26 protein-coding genes and 1 tRNA gene are annotated in these 25,563 nt (G+C 39.0%); 11 read left to right on the forward strand and 16 right to left on the reverse strand.

Features of this window, described 5'->3' with window-relative positions:
* Window positions 1-17 precede the first annotated feature (17 nt).
* Window positions 18-3,236 carry a helicase-related protein gene (locus tag EBF12_RS05185; protein WP_121726714.1) on the reverse strand — a complete coding sequence of 1,073 codons (3,219 nt, stop codon included), beginning with the start codon at window positions 3,234-3,236 and terminating at the stop codon, window positions 18-20.
* Between the two features lie 28 nt (window positions 3,237-3,264).
* On the reverse strand, window positions 3,265-4,692 hold the full coding sequence (gatB, locus tag EBF12_RS05190; RefSeq protein WP_121726715.1) for an Asp-tRNA(Asn)/Glu-tRNA(Gln) amidotransferase subunit GatB: 1,428 nt from the start codon (window positions 4,690-4,692) through the stop codon (window positions 3,265-3,267).
* Between the two features lie 200 nt (window positions 4,693-4,892).
* Between gatB and EBF12_RS05195 the strand changes: the two genes are divergently transcribed.
* Together EBF12_RS05195 and EBF12_RS05200 are read left to right on the forward strand one after the other, a co-directional pair.
* A complete protein-coding gene (locus EBF12_RS05195; RefSeq protein ID WP_244196379.1) occupies window positions 4,893-5,606 on the forward strand; it encodes a hypothetical protein in 714 nt (237 codons plus the stop codon).
* A 24-nt stretch (window positions 5,607-5,630) separates the two neighbouring features.
* A complete protein-coding gene (locus tag EBF12_RS05200) occupies window positions 5,631-6,563 on the forward strand; it encodes an NAD(P)H-dependent glycerol-3-phosphate dehydrogenase (RefSeq protein ID WP_121726716.1) in 933 nt (310 codons plus the stop codon).
* A 28-nt stretch (window positions 6,564-6,591) separates the two neighbouring features.
* Here EBF12_RS05200 and EBF12_RS05205 read toward each other — a convergent pair whose 3' ends face one another.
* The 12 genes from EBF12_RS05205 to EBF12_RS11760 form a co-directional block, all read right to left on the reverse strand.
* Window positions 6,592-6,879, reverse strand: coding sequence for an HU family DNA-binding protein (locus tag EBF12_RS05205; protein ID WP_002955597.1), 288 nt, complete (start codon window positions 6,877-6,879; stop codon window positions 6,592-6,594).
* Window positions 6,880-7,037: 158 nt separating this feature from the next.
* A complete protein-coding gene (locus tag EBF12_RS05210) occupies window positions 7,038-7,271 on the reverse strand; it encodes a hypothetical protein (protein ID WP_121726717.1) in 234 nt (77 codons plus the stop codon).
* On the reverse strand, window positions 7,255-7,638 hold the full coding sequence (gene fliS, locus EBF12_RS05215; protein WP_104743848.1) for a flagellar export chaperone FliS: 384 nt from the start codon (window positions 7,636-7,638) through the stop codon (window positions 7,255-7,257). The genes EBF12_RS05210 and fliS overlap by 17 nt, the downstream gene beginning before the upstream one ends.
* A 17-nt stretch (window positions 7,639-7,655) precedes the next feature.
* Window positions 7,656-9,704, reverse strand: coding sequence for a flagellar filament capping protein FliD (gene fliD, locus EBF12_RS05220; RefSeq protein ID WP_121726718.1), 2,049 nt, complete (start codon window positions 9,702-9,704; stop codon window positions 7,656-7,658).
* A 57-nt stretch (window positions 9,705-9,761) separates the two neighbouring features.
* Entirely contained in the window at window positions 9,762-10,154 is a 393-nt protein-coding gene (locus EBF12_RS05225) for a FlaG family protein (protein ID WP_121726719.1), read from the reverse strand.
* Window positions 10,155-10,215: 61 nt separating this feature from the next.
* Window positions 10,216-11,430 (reverse strand): murein hydrolase activator EnvC family protein, encoded by a 1,215-nt coding sequence (locus EBF12_RS05230; RefSeq protein WP_121726720.1) that lies wholly within the window; start codon window positions 11,428-11,430, stop codon window positions 10,216-10,218.
* A complete protein-coding gene (locus tag EBF12_RS05235) occupies window positions 11,430-12,239 on the reverse strand; it encodes a cell division protein FtsX (protein ID WP_121726721.1) in 810 nt (269 codons plus the stop codon). The genes EBF12_RS05230 and EBF12_RS05235 overlap by 1 nt, the downstream gene beginning before the upstream one ends.
* Window positions 12,226-12,894 carry a cell division ATP-binding protein FtsE gene (locus EBF12_RS05240; protein WP_121726722.1) on the reverse strand — a complete coding sequence of 223 codons (669 nt, stop codon included), beginning with the start codon at window positions 12,892-12,894 and terminating at the stop codon, window positions 12,226-12,228. Before EBF12_RS05240 ends, EBF12_RS05235 begins: the two co-directional genes overlap by 14 nt.
* Window positions 12,891-14,159 (reverse strand): tRNA (guanosine(46)-N7)-methyltransferase TrmB, encoded by a 1,269-nt coding sequence (gene trmB / locus EBF12_RS05245; protein WP_121726723.1) that lies wholly within the window; start codon window positions 14,157-14,159, stop codon window positions 12,891-12,893. Before trmB ends, EBF12_RS05240 begins: the two co-directional genes overlap by 4 nt.
* 9 nt (window positions 14,160-14,168) lie before the next feature.
* Window positions 14,169-15,425, reverse strand: coding sequence for a fibronectin type III domain-containing protein (locus EBF12_RS05250; protein WP_121726724.1), 1,257 nt, complete (start codon window positions 15,423-15,425; stop codon window positions 14,169-14,171).
* Window positions 15,355-16,428 (reverse strand): RluA family pseudouridine synthase, encoded by a 1,074-nt coding sequence (locus EBF12_RS05255; RefSeq protein WP_244196380.1) that lies wholly within the window; start codon window positions 16,426-16,428, stop codon window positions 15,355-15,357. The genes EBF12_RS05250 and EBF12_RS05255 overlap by 71 nt, the downstream gene beginning before the upstream one ends.
* 33 nt (window positions 16,429-16,461) lie before the next feature.
* Entirely contained in the window at window positions 16,462-16,599 is a 138-nt protein-coding gene (locus EBF12_RS11760; RefSeq protein ID WP_244196381.1) for a hypothetical protein, read from the reverse strand.
* Here EBF12_RS11760 and EBF12_RS05260 point away from each other — a divergent pair.
* From EBF12_RS05260 to EBF12_RS05285, 7 genes are all read left to right on the forward strand, one after another.
* The gene (locus EBF12_RS05260; RefSeq protein WP_244196384.1) at window positions 16,535-17,617 is read left to right on the forward strand and encodes an FtsW/RodA/SpoVE family cell cycle protein; all 1,083 of its coding nucleotides are present in this window, start codon (window positions 16,535-16,537) and stop codon (window positions 17,615-17,617) included. The two genes, EBF12_RS11760 and EBF12_RS05260, sit on opposite strands and share 65 nt — an antisense overlap.
* Window positions 17,579-17,655, forward strand: a tRNA-Ile gene (locus EBF12_RS05265). Before EBF12_RS05260 ends, EBF12_RS05265 begins: the two co-directional genes overlap by 39 nt.
* Window positions 17,656-17,749: 94 nt before the next feature.
* On the forward strand, window positions 17,750-18,640 hold the full coding sequence (locus EBF12_RS05270; RefSeq protein WP_244196382.1) for a glycosyltransferase family 2 protein: 891 nt from the start codon (window positions 17,750-17,752) through the stop codon (window positions 18,638-18,640).
* 5 nt (window positions 18,641-18,645) lie between these two features.
* Window positions 18,646-20,475: an LIC_10190 family membrane protein gene (locus EBF12_RS05275; RefSeq protein WP_121726726.1), complete on the forward strand. Its 1,830-nt coding sequence runs from the start codon at window positions 18,646-18,648 to the stop codon at window positions 20,473-20,475.
* Window positions 20,472-20,780 (forward strand): hypothetical protein, encoded by a 309-nt coding sequence (locus tag EBF12_RS11400; protein WP_208630948.1) that lies wholly within the window; start codon window positions 20,472-20,474, stop codon window positions 20,778-20,780. The genes EBF12_RS05275 and EBF12_RS11400 overlap by 4 nt, the downstream gene beginning before the upstream one ends.
* Before the next feature lie 25 nt (window positions 20,781-20,805).
* A complete protein-coding gene (locus EBF12_RS11405; protein WP_244196385.1) occupies window positions 20,806-21,105 on the forward strand; it encodes a class I SAM-dependent methyltransferase in 300 nt (99 codons plus the stop codon).
* Between the two features lie 3 nt (window positions 21,106-21,108).
* A complete protein-coding gene (locus EBF12_RS05285; protein ID WP_121726727.1) occupies window positions 21,109-21,564 on the forward strand; it encodes a GtrA family protein in 456 nt (151 codons plus the stop codon).
* A 127-nt stretch (window positions 21,565-21,691) separates the two neighbouring features.
* Here EBF12_RS05285 and EBF12_RS05290 read toward each other — a convergent pair whose 3' ends face one another.
* Entirely contained in the window at window positions 21,692-22,567 is an 876-nt protein-coding gene (locus EBF12_RS05290; RefSeq protein WP_121726728.1) for an EamA family transporter, read from the reverse strand.
* Between the two features lie 154 nt (window positions 22,568-22,721).
* On the opposite strand from EBF12_RS05290, the gene EBF12_RS05295 reads away from it, so the two are divergent.
* Both EBF12_RS05295 and EBF12_RS05300 read left to right on the forward strand, forming a co-directional pair.
* Window positions 22,722-24,119 carry a sodium-dependent transporter gene (locus tag EBF12_RS05295; RefSeq protein WP_208630950.1) on the forward strand — a complete coding sequence of 466 codons (1,398 nt, stop codon included), beginning with the start codon at window positions 22,722-22,724 and terminating at the stop codon, window positions 24,117-24,119.
* A 39-nt stretch (window positions 24,120-24,158) separates the two neighbouring features.
* On the forward strand, window positions 24,159-24,536 hold the full coding sequence (locus EBF12_RS05300) for a transcriptional regulator (protein WP_121726730.1): 378 nt from the start codon (window positions 24,159-24,161) through the stop codon (window positions 24,534-24,536).
* 37 nt (window positions 24,537-24,573) lie between these two features.
* Here EBF12_RS05300 and EBF12_RS05305 read toward each other — a convergent pair whose 3' ends face one another.
* Window positions 24,574-25,473 (reverse strand): methylenetetrahydrofolate reductase, encoded by a 900-nt coding sequence (locus EBF12_RS05305; RefSeq protein ID WP_121726731.1) that lies wholly within the window; start codon window positions 25,471-25,473, stop codon window positions 24,574-24,576.
* Window positions 25,474-25,563: the final 90 nt, after the last annotated feature.

Below are 25,563 nucleotides of genomic sequence, written 5' to 3' on the forward strand. Positions count from 1 at the left end.
TGGTTGTGCGATATAGGCTAGGCTTGTAGCTTGCCTATGGCTTTAGAAGCGTGCTTGTCGCTGCTTGATGACTCTGCAAGTGGGGCTTGACTCGGTGTGGTGAAAGCTTCTATGGCTTTGTTGATTTGCCTATAATGCACGCTTAGCTGGGATTTGCTAGCGGGGTGCTTGGGGTAGTCTATGTGCTTTTGTAAAAAATCTAGCATATCAAACACGGAGCATTCTCTAGCTTTCTCTTCTCGCAAGAGGTTGTCGCTAGTTTCTTGTATGCAGTAAGGAGCGAAGATATTGCTGCCTTTGTGGGTGGATTTTAGGTAGGCATAGCTTAGGGCTTGGTCTTGTGTCTGGATAAAGCAGCGGGACTTGTTGGGCAGTGATTGTATCTTTTGGAAAGCTTGCTTGTCGCTATGGTAGAGATCTTTTAGGGCTTTTTTGTGTAAGGTCTCTTTGCTTAGGTCTTCTTTCTGGGTTTTTATGCTCTCATCAAAGAGCTTTTTGCTATCAAACTCTTCACTCTCATCATAAATCGCAGAATCTTCCCCCAAAGTATAGTGGAAGCTCTGGATCTTTTGGCTCGCTATGGCGCGGATATGTATGATAGAATCTGTGAAATAATCTGGCTTGAAGTTGCAGATATGGATTTGTTTATGCGGTGTGCCTATGCGGTTTATCCGCCCTATTCGCTGCATAAGGCGCGTTGAGTTATAGGGGGTATCGTAATTTATGATGATATTGGCTCTATGGAGATTTATGCCTTCAGCCAAGACATCGGTGGTGATGATTATGCGTTTGTCATTTTGCTGCTTGTCTTTGGGGTAGTTAGCATCAAAGTTTTCTCTAATGCTAGATTCTAGCTCATCGCGGTTGCCGCCGTGGATATGGAGGATCGCACCGCTTAGGCTTGGGGTGGCTTCTAGCTTTGTGGTGAGATACTCGCTGCTTGATTTTGCCTCTGTGAAGATCACAACCTTTTGCCCTGTTTCTAGGGAGGCTAGAAACTTCTGCAACGCTTCTAGCTTGGGGTCTTGCGTGATTGCTTCCCAGCGTTGAAGCAGATTGCTTAGGGCTTGTTTGTCTGCTTGGAGTGCTTGTGCGTATTCTTTGTCAAAATCGCTTACTTCTAGGGAGAATATCTTGCCTTTTTCTTCAAGCTTGTGTAGAGACTCAAGAGAGTCATCGCTATCGCTTTCAATCAGCTCATAGAATCTATCGAGATTGTGGTATTCCTTGGGGATTTTGACTTTGCCATTTTCATCTTGTAGCATTTGTAGCATTATGTCGTGGGCTTTAATGATCTTTTGCAAGGTGGATTTAAACGCGGCGATACTAGAATCAAAGCGTTTGAATAAGAGCTTTTGTATAAAGCCTTGGAGCTGCTTGGCACTAGTGTCATAGTAGGATTTATCGTGCTTCTTGCCATAGGCTTGCATATATTTTTCTTGTCCTTGTTCGGTGAGATTGGGGAAGAGTAGGTAGCGTTTGTATTGATAGCTGCCTAAGCTACTCTGCTCGCTTTGGTCTAGGAATTTGATCGTATCGCTTGCTAGATTGTGTGAGATCTCATCAAGATTGTAGGTCAAGTCTTTTGGCGGGGTGATCTCTGGGAAGCTTAGATTCTGCTTGGTTTTGTCATCTTGGTAAAATGCCTCTATATCACTCCTAGTGCGGCGGATCATAATGCGTAGTAGCAGGGTATCGCGTAGCTTATCGCCTAGCTCTTTTAGCTTAGTCCTATTCTCTTGTAAGGCTTGACTAGAATCTAGTTTGTCATCTGGGGTGGTGTCATAAATCTCTTTGCGCTTTTGCTGTAGGCTTTTAAAGTCTTTGGAGATGTTTGTCAAAAAGCTTTCAAGCACTTTGCCATCTAGGAGTTGCGTATCTTTTCTATCGCGGAAGAGATAGATTTGGTTGGCTAGCTCTTGGGGGTGGTTGTTTTGCGGGGTGGCAGATAGGAGGATAAGTTTTTTGGGCTTGTGTGTGGAGCTAGATTTGATGATGTTTTGTAGATTTTCGTATTTCTTAGTATCGCTTGTGCGGAATCTATGGCTCTCATCGACTGCCACTAGCTCGATTTGATCAATGTCGTCTTTGGAGATGTTGTGTAGATCATCTGGTGTTTTGATTATGTAGTTTGCTATGGCGATGTCATCAATATGTCTTTGCCAGCTTGTTTTGACCTGTCGTGGAGAGATGAAAAGGATCTTGCCTGTGATTTTGCTATCTATTTGGAGCTTTTTGGCAATCACGCAAACGATCAAGGTTTTGCCAAGTCCTACGACATCGCTTAGAAAAAAGCCATTATATTTTTGTAGTTTTTCTATGCCCTCTTGCACGGCATCGATTTGGTATTGGTAGGTGGTGTAGCCCTTAAACAACGCCTCTATGCTTGCATCTTGGTGCAAGAAGCCATCGCCAAAGTAGCATAGCAGGAGCTTGTAGTAAAGCTCTCTTGGCGAGATAGTTTGTAAATAGGTGTCTTTCGTGGCTTGGGCTATGTCTAAAGCACTTAAGGGTAAGGCATTTTCCCATAATCGCTCAAACTCCCACTTTGCAAAGTCCAAATCCCTAGAATCTGTGGTTTTTAGATTAAACTCGTAGTTTTGCTCTAAGCCATTATGGCTTAAATTGGAGCTGCCTACGATGAGTGAGCCTACACACTCATCGCGTCCTTTGCTGCTAGAGTGCTGCTGCTTGTAGAAGAGATAGAATTTGGCGTGGGCGTTTTTCTCCCGCACGATGCGGATTTGGATTTGTCCAGATTTGATCACGCTGCTTAGTGTGGATATGGAGTCATCTACTGCCATAGTGTAGGACCCTTCGGTATTGATAATACTTTTTTGGGTTTGATAGAAAAGCTCTTTAAAGGGCTTTTCTTGCATATTTGGGTCGAGATTGGCAGCTTGGAGATCATAGATAAGCTTATCAACATTAAGCCCTACAAGCAGGCGGATAGAAGTAAGCTTGGTGTAGCCTTTGCTTTTAAGAATATCGTGCAAACGGAGAAAGCCACTTATGCGGAAATACCCCATAAGAAAGGCTAGATGCTCAATATCGCTATTTAGCGAGTCTTTGAATTGGTTTAGTAGGGTGTTTGAAGATTGATTGGTGGTGCAGTTAGAATCATATGGGTTTTTAGGGTGGGGATTTTCTTTAGATTCTTGGGTTTTTAAAGGAGAGTTATTATCCCCCCCCCCTAATTGATTTTTATTAGTTGTTAGCTTTGCATAATCTTGCATAATTCTCCCCTGTGATTTATGTGTGGTGTTATTGTAACTTCTCTTTTAATAGCTCATTGACGCGGGCGGGATTTACGCCTTTTGCATTTTTCATCACTTGCCCTACAAAAAAGCCAAAAAGCTTGTCTTTGCCGCTTTTAAACTCTGCGACTTTATCAGGGTTGGCACTTAGCACAGAATCTATGGCAGCAAGGATTGCTCCATCGTCATTAACCTGTGCTAATCCCATAGAATCTATGAGAGAATCCACATCGCCACCCTTTTGCTCCACAAGCACATCTAGGATTTCTTTGCCACTTTTGCCACTGATTTTGCTTTCATCTATGCGTTTGACAAGTGTGGCAAGCGTTGTAGAATCTATCCCGCAAGTTTGCAGGGTATTCTCGCCCTTTAATCGCCCTAGAAGCTCCGTGGTAAGCCAAGTAAGAGAGCCTTTAGCACTTGCACCAAAATCTAGCATAGATTCAAAGTATTTTGTGAGCTCTAGGCTTGAAGTCAGCACTCCGGCATCATAGGGCTTAATGCCAAAGTCCTTGACATATCGTGCCGCTTTTTCATCTGGCATTTCTGGGATTTGTCTGCCCTCTTGCATTAGCTTTTCATCAATAAACACAGGCAGTAAATCCGGGTCTGGGAAGTAGCGATAATCTGCTGCTTCTTCCTTGCCACGCATTGAGCGAGTTACGCCTTTTGCGGTGTCAAAAAGCCTTGTTTCTTGCACGACTTGCTCTGCATATTTGCCATCTTCCCACGCTTCAATTTGCCGCTCCACTTCGTATTCTATTGCTTTTTGGATAAATTTAAAGGAGTTTAGATTCTTAATCTCAACGCGTGTGTAAAGCTTAGAATCCCCTTTTTCACGGATAGAGACATTGGCATCGCATCTAAAACTGCCCTCTTGCATATTGGCATCACTTATGCCTAAAAAACGCACGATAGAATGCAGCTTTTTAAGATAAGCTATCGCTTCATCACTACTTCGCATATCTGGTTCGCTTACAATTTCCAAAAGCGGCGTGCAAGCACGATTTAAATCCACTTTAGAAAACTGCCCTTCGTGGATATTTTTGCCCGCATCTTCTTCTAGGTGAGCGCGTGTAACGCCGATAGTCTTTTTCTCTCCATTTGCTTCAATCTCAATCTCCCCACGCCCGACAATGGGAATCTCAAATTGGCTGATTTGATAGGCTTTGGGTAAATCGGGGTAGAAGTAGTTTTTTCGTGCAAAAATGGAGTTTTGGTTGATTGTGGCATTTATGGCTGTGCCAAAGCTAATCGCCTTTTTCACTGCTTCACGATTAAGCACGGGCAGCGCGCCGGGCAGCCCTAGACAAGTGGGGCAGACATTTTTATTAGGCTCTTGCCCAAAGCTTGTGGCACAAGAGCAGAAAATCTTTGTAGCGGTGTTGAGCTGGACATGGACTTCAAGCCCGATGATGGTTTCAAAAGCTGACATAATATGACCTTTAGGGTGGAATCTATTGAATAAAAAGTGAAAGTATAGGCAAAAGCGTATAAAACATTTATAAATCCTTAAAAAGATTTGAGATAGAATATATTAAGCAGTGTTTTTTAGGATAGCGATTCTAGCAAGTGGCATAAAAGCCGATTTAATGGGATAAGAGAAGATTAAGATAGATATAAGGGTGCAGAAGAGTGAAAAAGATAATGTGTTTATTGGGCTTTGTGCTTGTTGTTGGTGGAGCTGAAGAGCTTATGCTGCGACAAGAAAACACAGAATCTTCCACAAATCCACTTGCAAAACAACTTGAAAAAAAAGAGAGCGAGGAGAAGTCGGGAGCAAAAGTTGGCAAGAATCTTTCTATAAAAGCTGATGCGTTTGTGAATGATGGATATTCCGAAATGGAGCTTGAAACAGGCAAGGCAAATCTTAATGAGCTTGATACGCCAATGTCTCGCTATGGAGCGGGAGTAGAGCTAAACTACTCTATAAAGCCAGATTCTCGTGTAGAGCTAGAGCTATTCTTTTCAAACGCTGTGGAGCTTAATACGCAAAGACGCAGTGGCAAGATAAAGGCATACGATACGGTGCAAAGATATGAGGAGAATGCCTATAACTATGGTAATAAGGTTATGTATCCTGCGTGGGTTAATAGCATTGGTATGACTATTACAATTTTAAAGACACATCGCATAATGCTGACTTTAAAGCAAACGCAACTCTCTGCTAATGATGCACTTTTGGCGATGAGTGCTTCGCAGGGTATGTCTCAAGCTCCTTCACAAACTATGCCAAATGGTGTAGTTGGAACGCCTGTTGTAGGCAATGTAGCCTCAAACACTGCTATCAATGCTAATCCGTATGTGCTAACAACGCAAGTATTTTTGACATATAGCTATGTATTTTGATAAGTGAAATAAGGGGAATATGATATGAATGTAAGTGTATTTGGCGGTGGAGCTTGGGGCAGGGCATTAGCCTTTGCATTGGCAGAAAAAAATGATGTGAAAATTGTCTCTCGGCGTGATATTAGCTCTCTTCTTGCACCTTTGAATGAGCGTTTGTTAAAGCAAGATTCTAAACCTATTATGCAGGTAAGTCATAATGAAGCTCTAGATTCACAATATTTTGTGATGGCTATTGCTACAAGTGCTTTGAGGGAGTGGCTTATGAGCGTAAAGCTCCCAAAGGAGATAAAAATTTTATGTGCAAGTAAGGGTATAGAATCTGGGAGTGGGGCATTTGTGAGTGATATTATGGAAGAGGAGATTTGGCATAAGAATCTTGCATATTTGTGCGGTCCTAGCTTTGCTTCGGAAGTGGTGCAGTCTCTGCCTTGTGCATTGGTTATCCATTCGCGTAATCTTGCTTTGAGTCGTGAGTTTGCCGCTTTAATGCCAAAATTTATTAAAGCCTATGTGAGTCCTGATGTGATAGGCGGAGAGATAGCTGGGGCGTATAAAAATGTCATTGCTATTGCCGCGGGAATCTGCGATGGATTGGAGTTTGGGGCAAATGCTAAGGCATCATTGGTTGCTAGAGGATTGGTAGAGATGTGCCGTTTTGGAGAACATTTTGGAGCAAAAATGGAGACATTTTTGGGACTTTCTGGAGCTGGAGATTTGTTTTTGACTTCAACTTCTACAATGTCGCGTAACTATCGCGTTGGACTTGGACTAGCCGCCAAAAAACAAATTAGCGAGATATTGCGTGAGCTTGGTGAAGTAGCTGAGGGTGTTATTACAGCTAGGGCAATTACAGAGATTGGGGAGGGAGAAGATATTTATACGCCTATTGCAAAAGAGATTAGCCTAATACTTGATGGAAAAAGTGTAAGTGAGAGTTTTAAGAAGTTAATGTCATAGCCTTTTTTAAAAGGCTATGAATGAGGATTTATTTCTTAGCTTTAGCCACTTGGTCTTTCAAACCTTTTCCTGGGCGGAATTTAGGCACAGCTTTTTCACTTGTTTTGTAAGTTTTGTTTGTTCCAGGAACTTTACCTGTTTTAGCTTTTTGAACAGCTGTTTCAAACTTACCAAAGCCTACAAGCTCAACGCTTTGTTTTTTAGTAAGAGCTTGAGAAATAGCATCTACAAAAGAATTAACTGCTTTTTCAGCATCTTTTTTTGTGTCGTATTCGCCAACTTTCTTTACTAATTCTACGAATTCTGCCTTGTTCATTGCAACTCCTTGTTGTTAAAATTTTGAACGCACCTATTCTATACGATTTTAGGCTTGAAGTCAAGGCATATGCGGATTTTTTGGGAAATTTGTCGCAAAAAACCCATCTAATAGGGAAAATACAAGTTTAAAGATGAGAATTTTGCTTGTTTGGCTCGTTAATTGGAGTTTTCAAGGAACTTTTTTGCCGCCTTGATTTGCTCCATATTAATTCTTACTTGAAGTTGTTTAGATTCTAAGAGAAGCTTGGTTTGAGAGATAAGCTCAAGGGCTTGGAGCTTGTCCTCAAGCGGTGCAGTGGCGAGATTTTCCGGGAGATTACTCACTAGGGCAAAGGCAGTTTTATCATCTTGATTCAGTAAGGCAACCTTTAGCTTATCGTGCCAATTCATCTTGGTTAATCTCTCTCCACGCTTCTAAAAGCCCTTTGGCAACATTAATAACAATATCAATCTTAGCTGTATCATTAGCGACATTGGCTTGAGTAAGGAGCTTGATTTGATGTGTGTAAAGCCCTGTAAGATAAGTTGCTACCTCACCACCTTTTTCATAATCAAGTGTATTGAGCAACTCTGTGAAAATATCTGTTGTGCGGTTGATATAGTAGATTTTTTTCTCAATATCTTCTGCTTCCATATGTCGCTTGGCTTGAGCACAGAATCGTAAAATGCCCTCATAGAGCATTTCTATAAGTTTTACCGGAGATTCTACTGAAACTGAATTTTGTTGATAAAGATTATACGCGTTATTGCCATACATTGCTTACTCCTTAGAATTTATTTTTTCGCCACAGATTGGTCAATCATCAACTGAACACTACTAAAGGCATTATTGGTTTTTGAGATTTGAGAATCATAGGCTGCAAATCTCTGTGCCATAATGTCATAGCGTGTGTTGAGCTGCTCAACAGCCCTTTTTCTGTCCTCACGCAACTTCTTGTCATCTTTAGTGAGACTTTCTTCAAGTAGCTTAAGCCTTGCATTGCCCCCATTAAGAAGTTTATCAAGCTCTTGGTCAAACTTTTTAAACACACCATCAGTTTGCACCTCCTTAAATTCTGTGGTTTTTATGCTCCCGTAGAAAAATTCCTGTGTCCCTTCTGGGTCAGTGCTTAGAGCCATTGAAAGCTTACTTGTATCAAGGCTCATTTTCCCTTTTTCATCAAGGGCAAGTCCGTATTTGGCAAGACTTTTAATCTCCGTTTCAGTTGGGATATTGGTAGAGAAGATTCTCGTGAGCGTGGGGCGTATCATACGAATATCGCTATTGCCATTAAAGATTCCAGCAATTTTGGAATCTTCATCATAACGCGTTACTTCATCAAGCTTGAGTGAAAGCTCATTGTAAGATTCTACAAACTTTTTCACACTCTCTGTTATCTCTTCATCATTGCGTGTAATGCTAATTACCGCCGGTTTGCCCGGCTCTGTTGTGGTAAGTAGCTCAATATTTACTCCACTCACAATATCATCAATATTATTTGTGGGGCGTTTCATAGCAATTCCATTATAGGAGAACTTTGCATCTTCAGCCATTTGCACTTTGCGTATTTTGAATAAATCCTCTTGTGTTTTGGCATAATCCATTGTTGTGCCTGATTTTAACCCCAAATCTTCTAATGCCTTTTTGCTTTCTGCATCATTGTTGGCATAAATATTGACTTCGCCGGTATCGGAGTTAATCACGAGTTTGCCCTCATCATTTACAGAGCCATAGATTCCAGCAATATTATTAATAGCATCGGCAATGGCTTGTGCATTTTGCTTAGCAGTGTTTTTCTTATCTGTCAAAGTTGAGAGATCAAGTGGCACACTGCCGATGTTGATTGTCCCAGTGAGTTTTCCTGCACCTATGCTTTTGGTGGTTACCATAAGATCTTCTTTTTGCGTGGTTTTATTATCCTCGCCAAAACCTAATGCTTGGGATTTTGCACCTTCTATCTTTATGCCATAGCCTCGTCTGTCATTGATAGTGATCATATCGCTATTAGCCCCACCTATGCCTATGTTTAAATCGCTATCAAGCAGTCCTTCAAAGTCTGCATTGTCCTTAATCGCAGCAATTAGAGCTTCTTTTAAAGCCTGTGCATTATCTTGTGTTTTAGATTCAGTAGCAGTTTTTGGAAGTTTGATAGATAGGGTTTTATCAATGCCTTTTTTATCTTTAAGAGTAATGTTCAAATCCCCATCATTAAGCTCAAAAGCACCACTTGGGACAACAGAGCCTGTGGCAGTTGAGCCAAAATACACTCTTGAGGCTTCGCCTGTATCTTTGGAATTTATCATAAGTTGATAAGGGTTTGAACCGCCTGTTTTCATCACAATCCCCATAACTTCGCCTTTTGTGGTGTCTGTGATGAGCTGTGCAACTTCAGCTAATCCCATACCTGCTTTAATTTCAATCTTGTAGTCTTGCCCTTTGTGATGAAACTTGAGTGTAGAATCTTTTTGACTAAATGCAGATTCTCTACTCTCATATTTTGAGCCTATCTCATTAATGTCTGAAGTCGCCACAGAATCTATGTCAATCTTAATATCTTGGGTTGGCACACCAGAAGATATAGTAGCTTTGAGTGCATCGCCGATGACATTGCTTGAGCGTCCCAAATAGGTTGAATAATCAGCAAGTTTGCTTGTGCTAGATTTTAAATCCCGCAAAGTAGAGGTGATGGCAACAAGCTCGGTTTGTTTTTCTACATTTTGTTCTATTTTTTTATCAATAGGATCAATATGTGTGCTTTCATCAGCTTTTCGTAATTTATCAATCACATCGTGATTTAAGACCTTACTTCCAAGCCCAAGAGAGCTTAAACTACCAAGTGCCATACAACCTCCTTTCGCAAATTTAGATTCTAGAATCTTAAGCTTATTTAACCTCTCTTTTTAACCCTGCTTGTCAAAAATCACACCAATAACTTCGCGCATTCTTTTCATAAGTTCAATAGCTTCTTTTGATGGAATTTCCCTTATGATCTTATCGCCATTAAATTCTTTGACCGTTACCATAAGTCCCGGAATATTCTCATTATACGAGAAGTTCAAATCTGTGCCGATTTTTTTCATCTCATCATTGAGCTTCTTGCTCAGTTCGCGTAGCTCACTTTCAAGTTGCTTTTTGTTTTCCTTATCGTGGTGCTGCGCTGTTTCTTGCTGCAAACGCACTTCAGTTGGGCGGGTATCTTCCGTGACTGCCCGACCACTCGCATTTACCATATTCACAAGCCGATTTTTAACAGCATCATTATTGTTGCCAATACTATTAACACTATTAATCATAGCTTCCTCCTTGAAGTTCTAAAATAAAGCAAAAGACATATCGGCTAAAAAAAATTTTTTTTTAATTGAGTTTGATAAAATCTGCTGGATTAATATGTTTATCTTTTTGAGTGATTTCAAAGCTTAAACGCTCATTGACCTTGCCTATAATTGCACCTTTTTTAACGCTTGAACCTACTTTGATGTTAGATTCTATTTTGTCTAAATATGCATAAATGGTGTGAATGGCATTGCTATGCTCAATAATGATGACTTTTTTTAGCCCCGGAGCGTCTTTGGCATATACAACCTTACCATCAAGCACACTTTTGACACTTGCATTAGCACTTCTAGGATTAAACATAATGGCGGCATTAAAGATTTTAAACTTATACACAGGATCAAAATAAGGTCCAAACTTTTTCTCAATCGTGTAGTTTTCAAGTGGCGGAATAGTTTTGCTCCCTTTGTATGCAATTGTTGGCACATCGCGGTATGAAGTGCCAAATTGTTTTGGGGCTTTTATACTATCTGGCTTCTTTTGGTTGTCAATAAAGGCTTGTTGGTTTTTGCTCTGTGATTTTTGCTCTTTTACAATATTGAGACGAGAGAGAATCTCATCAAGGCTTTTTCGCTCTTTGACAATGGCTTTAAGCTGCTCATCATAGCTTTTAAGTTCAGTTTGCATTTTGCTCAAAGTGGCTTTTTGCTGCTCTTTGGCAGATTGCAGGTTGTCTTTTTTGTTTGTTTGAATCTTGATTGAGCTTTGAAGTTGTGAGATTGTATTTGTGATTTTTTCAATCTCATTATTTAAAATGCTTTGCCTAGCATTGAGTGTTTTGATAGAATCTTTTGTATTTTTATGCAAGATTCTATAAACTTCATATTCTACCACACCATCAACAGAATCAATACTTCCTTCACGCTCCATAATCATACTAAATGCAATGTTTTGTGTAAGCAATTTAATCATTTGAGATTCAATCTCACGCTTTTGTTCAAGCAACATATTTTGTTGGCGTTGTGAATTTTTAAGCGTTTTTTCTTGACTTTGGGATTTACCTTGATTTTGGCTTATATCTTGTGAGAGTGTTTCTATTTGTTTGCCTAGCCTTGTAAGCTCGGCATTTTTAGCATTAATTGCCTTGCCTAACTCATCAAGCTTTTTGCTTATGGCTCGCTCTTGATTTTGTGCGTTAGCAAGTTTATCTTTATTTGTTGCAATATCTTTGTCAATATTTGCCAAAGATAGGCTAACAATAGCACATAATGCAAGAGAGGCAAAGCCTTGTTTCATTAGAGGTCTTTTTGCTTAATGATAACAAACACAACTGATACGATAGATACAAGTATAGATGTGAAAAGCAAAATGATAAAATCACTTCCCATACGGAAAATATCGCTTGTTACTTCAAGTGTGCTAAGCACCCCTTGCATTTTGCTGCTATTAATGAGATATGTCATACCCGCGATAATAGCAATCGTTGAGATAAATGAATCTATCAATGCAAGGCGGAATAAAATACCATTTTTCATCCACGCTGGAGCACCCAAAAATGCCATAATCTCCATTCTATCGCTATGCTCAAATTTCCATATTTCAATTTGTTTGACCATAAGAATATAACTCAAAATTGCAATGAGTGAAGCAAATACAACAATGGAGCTTTTGATGATAAGGAGCAATTTATAGACTTGTGAATGACTTTTACTAAAAGATTCTACTTTTGTTACACCATTAAGCTTTGAGAGTGTGGCATTTATCTTTTGCAAACGCTCTTCATCTGGGAATACGGAAAGTTTCAATGAATAGAAAAAAGGCAATTCTCTTTGCAATGTCTCTAAACTCTCTCGGCTAAGGTCCTTTTTTAGCTCATTCATCATATAATCAGGCGTAATCGCCTTAAGCTCCTTTGCCTCACGGATAAAGTTTTCTACCTTATCAAGTGTGAGAGCATTTTTTGATGCGATGACAATGGAATAATTATCCGAGAGTTTGTTTTCGTGCTTTGCCACCGCACGATTAACAAGTATAATGCTCTCCAAACTAAAAAGCAATGCAAGGAGAGGAACAATAAGTGCCAAGTGTCTTTTAAGCAAATTCATATACCACTCCTTCTTCAATATGTAGTCTTCTATAAGGGATATTGAGCCTATCTGGCATTCTGTGTGTTACGACAACAACGGTGATTCCAAGCTGTTCATTTACACCTTTAAGTAGATTCCAAATAAGCTCACTTGAGTAGTCATCAAGGTTACCTGTTGGCTCATCGGCTAGGATTATGGTTGGGTTATGGGCTAAAGCTCTTGCCATTGCTACGCGTTGTTGCTCCCCACCGCTTAACTCTAAAGGAAACTTATTTGCCTTGTGGGATAGCTTAATATGCACCAAAAGCTTTTCTACTTGAGATTTACACACTTCTTTTTTATATCCATTAATCACCATAGGCAACATTACATTGCGTTCTATATTCCACTCTTTAATAAGTTTATAATCTTGAAAAACAATGCCAATATTTCTACGAAGATGATTGATGCGGTTTTTTGATGCTTTTTGCATACTCACACCAAAAATATTCAAATGCCCACTCTTCACACCTAAATGTCCAAAAAATGAGCTTAAAATCGTGCTTTTACCACTTCCTGAAGCCCCGGTAATAAATACAAACTCTTTAGCATTGATATTAAAGGTTGCATCTTTGATGACAAGCTCGTCATTGTAGCCTAGATTCAGATTTTTTGCTTCTATGATTGGGCTCAAACTTCACTCCTTACTTTAGTAGAATCTGCTAAGTTTAAAAACTCTATTAAATGTTTATGTGCTAGATATGCTGCCTTTGTTGGGATAGGATCACCACTGATATAATGTGTCGTATAAGTTGCACAAAAAGAGATTTGCAAAAACTTGCTTTGTGGCTGATTGAAGTCTCCAAAACACAATGTCAACACATACACACCTCCAGCACAATACACATTGTCAATATGTAAGAACCAATCCTTAGCGATTTTCTTGTATGGAAAATCCGTGTAATTATCCAAATTTTTTCTTAGAATCTTATCAAAATTAAAGTTTTTTTCTGCATTTTGTGCGTTTTTTGCTGATTTCATATGAGAATCTTGACTTTCGCTTGAGGTTTTAAAAATTTTTAAATCAAAAATATCTTTGTTTTGTCGTTCCCACCTTGCTTCGTATTTGCTGACAATGGCATTTTTATGATTTTTTTGCACTTGCAAATTAATATGCTTATAAGAAAGGGCGAGATTCAGTGCATCGCGGAAGTATATCTCATCATCGCTCCTTAAATGCAATACCCCATTATCATCTAGCACACGCAAAGATTCTTGTAAGAAAGCTTTGCAAAATACACGCCTATGGGGCTTTTTGTTCCAAGGAACAGGAAAATGCACATAAATGCCCTCCGCAATACAAGAAGGCAAAATCTCAAGTAAGATTCTCGCATCAGTGTGGATAATATAGAGATTTTTAAGCCCTAAAAGCTCAATCTGCCTTAGAATCTGCTCAATAGAGGGGCTATGAATCTCAATGCCAATACAAATAAGATGTGGATTGCTCTTAGCTAAGTGTAAGAGATGTCGCCCCGAGCCAAAGCCCACTTCAATAAGGCATTTTTGAGAAAAATCTAAAAAATACTTTACGGATTTAAAAAATGGCGATTGTAGATTCTGCCTTGGGGAATTGTTGTTGAGATTGTGCGTGATGAGATGTTGATTGCTTTGTTGTTCCATAAGCGTTTTGATTGCATTTTTGATAATACCCGTTGGCTGGGCTTTGCTACTTTTTTCACATTTGATAATGCTGTTATTTTTGCTTGGTCGCTCTACTTTACGCAAAAAGAATTCATCGGGCAAAGATTCATTATGTGAGGTGTCATTTTGCCAAAACCGCACTAAAATAAGGCTTTGATGGGAATCTGCCCTGCATTGAGCCTCATAGGCAAACTCATACTCCCCACTTTTAAAAGGCAGGTTTGGCAGAGTGATGGTTGGAGAGAGAAAATGCGGCACATATAATCCTTACTCAAGTATCAGTTCAATTTCTTGGCTAGGCTTAGATTCTATCCCGTGTTTATCCACACTCACTACGCTATAACTATATTTTTTACCTTTTTGCATTTCTTTATCAATAAAGCCATTGTTGTGAATGTCAATAAACTTCGCACTTTGTGTCCATAACGCACCCTCTTTGCGATAGACAATATAACTCACAATGCGATCATCACTTGGTGTTTGCCAAGAAAGTGTTGCCTTGCCTTCTACCATTTTGCCTTCAAATTGTGTAGGTGTGCTAGGTGATGGGAGAGAAGAGCCTTTGGCAGGGTTGCTGCTCATTCTTCCTTCCAAGCCATTGTCTCCTAAAAGCACAACCTGATAATAGTAAGTTATACCATCATCTTTAGCTTGAAGTTTATGCGTGTAGTTTGTTTGGTTTGTGGTGGCTATGCTTTTGTAATCTTTGTCATTTGATGAGACAAGAATCTTGTAGTATTTTTTACTCACCCCTGCTGAATCTGGTGCGTCTTCCCAAGTGATATGAATGCTACGAGGTAAATCATTTGAAGCTTGTATGTTTTCAATCGGTGTGGGTTGTGGAATCGTGCTAACACTAATGCCTTGAGTGGGCTTAGATTCTACACCTTCGTGGTTTTTTGCGATAATGCGATAAGTGTAAGTCTCCCCATCTTTTAAATCTTCATCAAAATATTCCACGCTTAAGCGATGAGGGATTGTTTTAATTGTTTTAAACTCTCCGGCTTTATTGAGGCGTTGGATAAGATAAGAATCTACGCTAGGATTTGGGTGGGGCGACCATATAAGCTTAATGCTTCTTGGCTGATTATTGATAGCAAAGACACTCTCCACCGGGTCTATAAAGGAGGTTTGAATGTGTATAGGCTCACTTTTTGGCGAGATTGTGTCATTCTCCCCAAGGACAGCAAAGGCATAGATATATTTTGTTTGAGGTGAAAGATTGATATCATAAAAATGTGTTGCAAAGCGATTTTTGATTGTAGCAATTTGTTGCAAACCTTTGCCTTCACCAGATTCAGATCGGTAAATGACATAGCCTTTGACCTTTTCATTATTGATGAGTTTCCACTCAAAGCCCACAGATGAGACATCAATGAGCGTATTGACAGAATCTAATCGTGGGAGCGAAGAATCTTCTTGTAAATTTGCATTAAAAAATGAAAAGCATGCACTAAGAAAAACACTCAAAAGCACGGGTAATGCTATCAACCTCAAGTAGTTCCATAACATTCTTGCAACCATTTGGCAACTCCTTTGTGAAGTGATTTTGTATAAATTCTAGCATATCTAATAAAATGGGGGCTTTAAAAGTGTAGTTTTGCCCATTTTTAGGGTGGGTAAGGTAGAGAATGTAAGCGTGAAGCAAGATTCTACCTTCATAAAATACGCTCTTTGCACTTGGCTTATAACCATAGAGTGTATCGCCTAAGATATGGCGTGAAAGGCTCTCAAGATGTGTGCGGATTTGATGAGTTCTGCCGGTATGGAGCTTTATGGCAATCAGCTCAAGTGTGCCATCATTTGAGGTGGCGAGTTTGACAAAAGAGCTTTTAGAATCTCGCACACCTTGTGGTGGATTCTCATTTTCGTCAATATGAATCTTACTCATTTTCAAGCGGTTTGTGGGACATCGCCCCATAAAGCATTGCACTTGGAGATTCTGCTTTAAGGGTGTATCAATGATGGCTAGGTAGTATCGCCCCATTTGACGAGATTTTAGCTGATTTGGAAGAATCTCGTAGGCAAGAAGTGATTTAGCAATGCAAAGCACACCGCTTGTTTGCTTATCAAGGCGGTGGATAATCCCATATCGTTCCTCTCCACTAAGTGTATGCAGTATGTGGGAGTGGAGTTTGAGCCATTGGGTTAGGGTTGGGTCTTTTACACTTGGGGCATCGTGAATAACGAGATTTGGCGGTTTATTAAGGATAAGAATATCATCATCTTCATGCAAAATATCAATGCTAAGATTTTTGTAGAGATTTTGCAAAGATAGGCTCATATTTTGAGCGTTAGAATCTAGGCTATGAGGCTTTGGGAGATTAATATGAATCTTATCATTTGGCTTTAATAAAGTGCCATTTTTGATACAAGGCAGTCCATTGAGCGTGATATTGTTGGCTTGGATAAGGAGCTGAATCTGATTTTTGCTCATCTGCAATTGTGAGGAGAGAAAAGAATCAAGTCGCAATTTACCATTATTGCTATTATTTAAGTCAAGTTCTGTTACAATGAGTTCTCGCATTTGTTCCGCCATATTTTAAAGTTGATTTGGATTTTAGGAGTTTTTTGTGATTGATAGACGGATTCTAGCACATTTTGAATATATTTTATTACTTTTGATTCTGCCTTTGGTTGGGCTATCATTATTTTTGATTAATGAGCTAGATTCTATGCTTTTTTCTAAGCAAATCAAGTATATTACCTTAAGCTGTGGGCTTGTATTTTTTCTCTTTTTTGTGCCTTTTAGAAAGCTAAAAAGTTTTATCGTAGTGTCCTATGTGATTTGTCTTGTTTTGCTGATTTTGGTGCATTTTATCGGCACACAGAAGCTTGGCGCACAACGCTGGGTGGATATTCCTTTTACGAGTTTTTCAATCCAGCCAAGTGAGATTATGAAGATTTTTTTAATGTTGCTTTTAGCCTCATATATTGCAACGAATCCTCCGCCAAAAGATGGCTATGGTGTGAAGCAGTTTTGTATTATTAGCTCTTTTATTCTTATTCCTTTTGTGATTATTCTCAAAGAGCCGGATTTGGGGACGGCTATGGTGATTTTACTAACCGGATTTGGCACACTTTTTCTCATTGGTGTGAATAAAAAGATTTGGATAAGTTTAGGGCTTGTTGTTGTCTTTTTAGCACCTGTTGCCTATGTCGTAGATCCTTTGAAAGACTATCAAAAAAAGCGTATTATGGACTTTGTGTCTGATAAATATCCATATCAAGTAAATCAAGCTCTTATCGCCATTGGTGCAAGTGGGATTGTGGGGAAGTCAAAAGAGGAGGCGACACAATCTCAACTTAAATTTTTGCCCTATGCAAATACGGATTTTATCTTTGCGTATTTTGTGGAGCGGTTTGGATTACTTGGGGCTTTTGGGCTTTTGGCATTGTTTTTTTGCTTGATCGTGTATGTGCTAAGTCTTGGATTTGTGTATGAGAGAGATTATTTCCTGCGTGCAGTAACAGGCTATATCGCTATTTTGATTTTCTTGTATGTGGGGATTAATGTGTGTATGGTGATAGGATTAGCCCCTGTGGTTGGGATTCCCCTGCCGTTAATGAGCTATGGAGGCACGAGCTTTGTTACATTTATGACGCTTTTTGCGATTCTTGAAAACATTCTTGCCTTTAAGTTTATTTTTGAGTATAATTCCAGCCCTAACGCTCAGGGACCTTTAGCTCAGCTGGTCAGAGCACTCGGCTCATAACCGATTGGTCGCAGGTTCGAATCCTGCAAGGTCCACCACTGCTACTTTATTCTCTTGTAAATAAATACTGCAAAATTGTGAGCTAAAATCATTTCAATTTACATTTAGTTTGTTAGACAAATCAGGGACAGATTGGGATATTTTGGTTGGAAGATTCCTATAAATCGGCTAGTATTTTATGGATTCACAACTTTTAAGCAAACAATTAAATGGGGGGGGGCAGAACAAGAATCTACTAATCCCACATCTTTTACATCACACACTTTACACGCATTTCATACACTTTCAATCATCATTCCCTGCTTTAATGAAAAATCCACCATTTTAGACATTTTGCAAGTGGTGCAAAATGTGCAAATTCCCTATCATAAAGAAATTATCATTGTTGATGATTATAGTAGCGATGGCACAAGGGAGATTCTCGCCACCTTAGAATCTAAAAAATCTGCAGATTCTAGCTTAGAATCTAGCCTAGAATCCACTTCCCCTAACTGCTCTTTTAAGATTCTTTACCACGAGAAAAATCAAGGCAAGGGCGCAGCACTTCGCACAGGAATTACACACGCAAGCGGTGATATTGTGCTTATCCAAGATGCAGATTTAGAATACGACCCTAATGAATACCCAAAACTTCTAGCCCCTTTTGAAAAAGGTGTGGCTGATGTGGTGTTTGGCTCAAGATTTGTAAGTGGGGAATCTCATCGTGTGCTTTACTTTTGGCATAGAATGGCTAATGGGCTTTTGACACTCCTATCAAATATGATGACAAATCTTAACCTCACAGATATGGAAACTTGCTACAAGGTTTTTAAACGCGAGATTATACAAAGCATCACCATAGAAGAAAATAGGTTTGGCTTTGAGCCTGAAATCACAGCAAAAATCGCCAAAATTAAAGGCATTAGAATCTATGAAGTGGGCATAAGCTATTATGGCAGGACTTATGAAGAGGGCAAAAAGATTGGGGTTAGAGATGGCTTCCGTGCATTATGGGCGATAGTGAAGTATAGATTTAAAGGTTAAAAAGTATGGAATGGATTATAGTAAATCTTAAAATTACATTTGTGCTTTTGGGGTGGATTCTAGCTACTTATGGTTTTGGGTTGGCATTTTTTGCTTTACTTGTAAAGTTTTATAATACCTTTATAGTGCCTAGCACTTATGCAAATGTCATACCTAATCCTCCGCTTAGAAAAACATACATACATTACCATAAAAATTTACCATTTGGCTTGGCAATACCCATTATTGGGTTGCTTGGTGTCATTTGTGTGAGTGTCTTGGTAGGGTGGATTCATATCTTTATGCCTATTAGTCCTATCATTTCCGTTATGGGGCTTGTGCTGGGCGTGTGTTTTGTATTCTTTTTTATGACACGAGGATTATTCAAGGATATGTGCAACAAAACCTACATCTTTGCTTTTATTGTTGCATTTTTATTTGTGATGTGGGCTGGATGCTTAAGTGAAAGTGCTTATGATACGGGGCTGTATCACATACAAGCTACAAAATGGGTGCAAGAATCTCCGCTTATTTTTGGTCTTGCTAATATTCATACGCGTTTTGGATTCAACAATATTCTTTATAATTTTTCAGCCATAAGCGAAGTTTCACATATTGTTGGTATTCGTAGTTTTATCACTAATGAAATAATGACATTTTTCACGCTTATGGCTTCCCTTATGGTGTGTTTTAGTTTGCGTTTTGATAGTATTTATCGCTGCTTTGTTGCATTAGGCTGTGTATGGCTTCTTGCTGTATTTCTCAATCTGCAAGGATTGTATGCTGAGGGATACTTAGGACTTGTAGGATTTTGTATTGTAGCTTATCTCATTTATATGCTAGAATCTAGCCCATCGCATATACAAGATTCTCTTTTTGCTTTTTTTCTTCTTTTTGTTTTGGCATTTTTTAGCGTATATATTAAAATATCTGCTATTATGCTTATCCCTTGTGTTCTTGTGCTATTTTTTCAATATTTTAAGCTTTCAAAACATTCTTTTAAGATTCTTGTATTTTTGCTTATTATTCCTTTCTTGCTTGGCATTATATGGGGTATTAAGGGGATTTGTTTATCGGGTGCAGTAGCTTATCCTGCTGGTTTATTTTATTTTGAATCTTTACCTTGGGCTGTGGATAATACAATAAGAAGTGGAGAGGTTACAACTATCCATAATTGGGCAAAAGTTGGAGGCGCATCAAACCCAAAAGAGCTACTTGAAAGTGGAAAATGGATGGGGTATTGGTTTTCTCAATACATTATGCCCCTATCGTATAGAATAGGGCTAATCTTATCCATCATTGCAATCTGCATTGGTGCGGTTTTAGCATTCACCAAAAAAAGTGTTTTTAAAGTTTATACACCACTTCTTGTATGCTTATTTTTGGGCATTCTTTTTTGGTTTTTCTCAGCTCCAGACCCGCGTTTTGGTTGGCAATATTTTGTGCCATTTTTTGGGATTTTACTTGCTATGGGGCTATATCACATATCGCACAAGATTGTTTTAAAATCCCAAAATGCTCTTTTTTATTGTGCTTTATTGGGTATTGGTGCGGTATATGCTTTGGGTTCAAATAATGAGCCATTCAATTTAAAAACAATCAGCGGTTTTAAGGATACAAGCAAGATTCCATCTATCCCATTGCAAAAATATACAAATCATAATAATCTAAGCCTTTTTATCCCATTTGAGGGCGAAGATAGGGTGTATGATGCCCCACTCCCTGCCTCCACTTCTCAACGACCCAATCTTGCCAAAGGCACATTTTTAGGACGAGATATGTATTATATACAACCTCCGCACACAAAACAAAAAGCTCAAGATTCAAGCTTATCACAACCAAAGGATAAAAAATGAAAGAAGCATTGCTAGAATCCACACTGCGTAAAATGCGGCTATCCCGTGTCCTACCGACAATCAAAAGCTTTAAAAATCCAAATGTCTTAGATATTGGTTGCGGCTGGGAAGCAAGACTTTTAAAGGAAATTGAACCACATATTGCTAAAGGCATAGGCATTGACTTCAAAGCCCCAACAATACACACAGATAAGATTCAAACTTTTGCCTATTATTTTGAATCTAAAGATTCTCAAAGCGTAGATTTTAACGGGGGGGGGCAATGCTATTTTTCCGCAAAATTCAAAATGTCATCTCCCATTTGAAAATGAGAGTTTTGAAGTGATAACAATGCTAGCTGTTTTGGAACACTTGAATTATCCGTTAGAAATGCTCAAGCAAATCGCTCGTGTGCTAAAGCCAAATGGTGTTTTAATCCTTACCGTGCCAAGCCACTTAGCCAAACCTGTATTAGAATTTCTCGCTTACAAGCTAAAAATTGTCAGTGAAGCAGAGATAAGAGACCACAAAGCTTACTATGACAAGAAAGATTTGCAAAATCTCATCGCCCAAGTCCCTAGCTTACATCTCAACACACACAAATATTTTCAGTTTGGTATGAATAATTTTGCCATTGTGAGTAAAGCCTAGCCTATGCCCTCACATAATTCACAAAAGCAAGATTCTATAAATCCGCATAATACTAACTCTGCTTTCACAAGAGCATTTTACACATCATTTTTCACAAAACTTTACAAATACATACTTGTTGGCGGCTCTGCTGCCCTTATTAATTGGCTCATCTTTTATATCACTATAAAGTTTGGTTTGTGGTATATCACAGCTGGATTTATAAGCTTTATATTGGCGACTTTGTGGAATTTCCTCTTTGCAAGAATATTCATATTCAAGCACTCCACTCATCATCTTTTTAAAGAGAGTGTATTGATTTATCTTGTAAGCTTTTGTGGCTTATTGATTGATATGGGTGTATTATTTGTATGTGTGGAGATTCTAAACTTTCATACAATGCTTGGCAAAATTATCGCCACAGGCATTGCTTTTATTTTTAATTTTTCTGTGCGTTTTTTTGGAATCTACAAGGAATAAGCATATTTGCTTAAAAACTACCAAGCCTAAAATGTATAGCTTACCTCAACCAAATATGCTTTTGAAATATCTATAAACACAAACATCGGCTGATTTTTCTCTTCTAAACCTATCAAAGAAAGCCTAATCAATCTCTAAATCTTTTTAGGATTCTATAATGCCACCAAAGAGATAGAGCAATCAGCAAAGAGCCAAGCAAAAATTGTCCCAAATTCTCTATACTTTGTCCCCACACAAGAGTATTTGCCACAATAGCCAAGGGGATAAGCACATTATTCATAATCGCTAAAATACCACTATCCACACTACACGCCCCCTTATTCCACCAAAAATACCCAAGCCCTGAAGCAATCACACCAAGATAGAATAAGATAAGCCATTGATGAGCTTCACTTGGTAGCATATTTACATCGCCAAAACACGCATAGCTCACAAGCCCCACACTTAATGCCCCAATATAAAAATACCCAAAAACCTGCTCTTGCTTTGGCATAGTAAATCGCTCCATTGTATATTTATACGCACTCTGCCCAATACCAAAGCACATATTTGCCCCCTGAATCCACAAAAACCCTACAACAAAATCATCACTCACATCACCATATTTAATGATATACGCACCAATCACAGCTAGAGCGATACTTGGCAAATATCGCCAACGCATATGACGCTTACATATATCATAAAACACACTCACATAAAAAGGCGTAAAAATCGTAAATAACGCTACCTCGTGAATCTGCAAATACTTAAATGACTGATAATAGCAAATATACATTATGCCTATTTGCACTCCACCTATACCAATAAGTGAGAGCTTAAGCTTATGGGGCACACTTGCAAAGCGAATAAAGGGTAAAAACACAAGCAACGCAAGGGCAAATCTCGCCACAATCACAAAGTAGCTATCCACCGGATTTGCTACATTTCTCCCCACAAGATAATGCCCAATCAAAGGAAAAGAAAATGCCCAAATCACGCTCACAATTACCAAATACCGCATTTTGCTCCCTTTTATCAAAATAGAATATAGAATTCTAGCTTAATTTAGTAATATTTAATAAAAACTCAAGTAACATTAGCCCCTTTTCAAATTATATTAATGACGCGTTGTGCGGTATGCTGTAATTTGTGCAATTTATACTTTTAAAAGGTTTATGATGAATAATTTTAGTAAAATCGGCTTTATCCTTGCCGCGCTTGGTAGCTCCATAGGGCTAGGGCATATTTGGCGTTTTCCATATATTGCTGGGACAAATGGTGGCGGTGCATTTGTGCTATTGTATTTGTTTTTGGCTCTTACCATCGGCATTGCTATGCTTGTAGGTGAAATGCTTATAGGAAACAAAGGGCAGGCAAATGCATTTAAGAGCTATGAGAATCTTGACCCAAACCCTAGCAAAAAATGGCGATACGCTGGGCTAACGCTCATTGGTGGACCCATTATCCTTTCATTTTATGCCATTGTTCTAGGCTGGGTGTTTTACTATCTCTTTATGGTAAGTTTTAATCTCCCTAGTGATATGGAAAGTTCAGGGGCGATTTTTAATGCACTCTACACAGATGGCTTTGTTCCACAAACGCTTGGGCTGTTTTTTGTGATGGGCTTGACGGGCTGGATTATCTCTCGTGGGGTGAAAAAAGGCATTGAGCTTTTAAATCTTATCCTTACGCCTTTACTTTTTATTATTTTCTTTGGGCTGCTTATATATGCGATGAGTATGGATTCTTTTGGCAAGGCGGTGGAGTTTATGCTAAGTTTTGATATGCAAGAGGCAAAAAAAGCTCTTAGCCTTGATGTGTTTGTTGATTCCTTAGGGCAGGTGTTTTTCTCGTTATCTCTTGGAGTTGGGATTATCATCACTTACGCGGCAAGTTCAGATTCTAATCAAAACCTTCTAAAAAGCTCACTTTGGATTGTGTTATCCGGCATTGCTATTGCGATTATGGCGGGGCTTATGATTTTTACCTTTGTGTTTGAGTATGAAGGCGTTGTCAATAAGGGGGCTGGGCTTATCTTTGTAACCCTGCCTGTGATGTTCTCTCATCTTGGAATCTTGGGCAATATTATCGCATTTTTATTCCTTATTGCCTTTAGTTTTGCTGGGATCACTTCTACTATCTCACTGCTTGAACCTGCTGTAATGTATATGAGTGAGACTTATGGCTGGAGCAGGGCGAAGGCGACTTGGAGCATTACACTTGCTATCATCGCTCTTGGAATGATGATTGTCTGCTCTATTTGCACACCTGCGGCGGATTATTTGGCTGTTGGCGGAAAGTCGCTTATGGATATTATTGAGTTTCTTTCAGCAAACTTTCTTATGTCTATCGGTGGGCTTTTGGCGGTGATTTTTATCGGTTGGGTCGTGCCAAAAGAAAAAATAGAATCTTACACTGCCCACTTCTTTGGGAATTTTGGCTTTAATGTGTGGTATTACCTTATGCGTTATATCACGCCACTTATTACTATCATCATTCTTTTAGCAAAAATCGCAGAATTTTTTATGGGCGAAGATGCGGTAAAATCTGTCATTGAGAGTATGGGGCTTTAGGACTTAAGATTCCAAAAATGCTTAGATTCCTATTCTGCTATGGCGACTTCAAAAGAGTATAAGGACTATGTGCTGGAGCGTTTATGCGAGTATATGACGGATTTGAGCAAAGATTCTAAGGGCGGAGTAGAATCTTACACTGTTAGTGCAAGAAAAATGTTTGGGGAATATTGCGTCTATATACAAGATTCTAAATCTATGCAAAAGCCCAAAGCACTTTTCCTGCTTTGCGATGAGTGTGTATTTGTAAAACAATATAAGCTTTTAGAATCTCTTTTAGCCCACTCTCAAAAAGCAAAGCCATATCCGGGTGCAAAGGAATGGTATATGATTGATATAGATTCTAAAGAATTATTGCAAGAGATTATCACAACACTTGCTCCGATTTTATGTGCTAAAGATTCTAAAAATACTTAAGGCAAATATAGAATCTAGCACAATCTATCACACACTTTTACACAAACTCCCTTAGCAAACTTGGTTTATTTGCACTCATAAAGTGGAATTTATTATGCAAGGTTTGCAATTTGCTAAAAAGCTCCCTTGAAAGCTCTAAGCCCACTTTATACTCTTCTTCCTTGCCTTTCAAACTTGCTTGTTCTAGCTGCTCCACCCATTCATTTGGGATATACACGCCCGGTAGTTTATCACGCAAGAATAACGCCATTTTGTAGCCTAACACAGGGAAAAATCCTAGAATCATCACGCAGTTTTGCCCTAGCTCTTTATTAATATCTTGCAAACTCTCAAGTAAAAACCTTGCGGCTTCAAGTGAGAATACAGGCTGCGTGAAAAGCCCTTGCACCGCTGAATTACTAAGCTTTTTTAGCATTTTCTTTTTTAAAGATTCTGTGTTGTTAGCATAGGAGTTAATGACAGAAAAATTATAGATATGCTTCACGCTATCCCCCAAAGCCTTGCCATTTGCCGCTATGCCTTGATTTAACCCATCTATGATCCTGCCTAGCTTTAAAGAGCTTTCTTCAAACACACCTTTAGCCCCAGCACAATCGCCATTTTTCACACCATCGCCACTAAGGCTTAAAAATGCACGGAGTCCAAACTCATTTGCCCCCAAAATATCGCCACACAAGGCAATAGAGTTTCTATCTCGCATTGAAAGCGTGCAAATTAGAGGCTTTTGCAGGGCATTTTGCAATTTGATTGAGCTTAGGATTGATGAGGGTTTAAGCCGTGCAAGTGGAGAATCTGTGCAAACAAAGCAATCCGCTAAGTTTAAAGATTCTAACTCATCTATCACGCTTTGAGCGATTGTAGCACTTAGTCTTGGTGAGACTTCTACGCTTAGAAATGCTTGGCTGCTTTGGAGTTTAGTGATGAGTGCTTCTAACATTTTCTATCCTTTTATGTGAAGATTCGCCCTTGTGCTAACATTTGTAAGATTTTGTATTTTTTAAAACAAAAGAGCTTTGAATCTTGGATT

Origin of the sequence: Helicobacter labetoulli (assembly GCF_003670275.1) — a bacterium.
In the GTDB taxonomy this organism is placed as follows: domain Bacteria; phylum Campylobacterota; class Campylobacteria; order Campylobacterales; family Helicobacteraceae; genus Helicobacter_C; species Helicobacter_C labetoulli.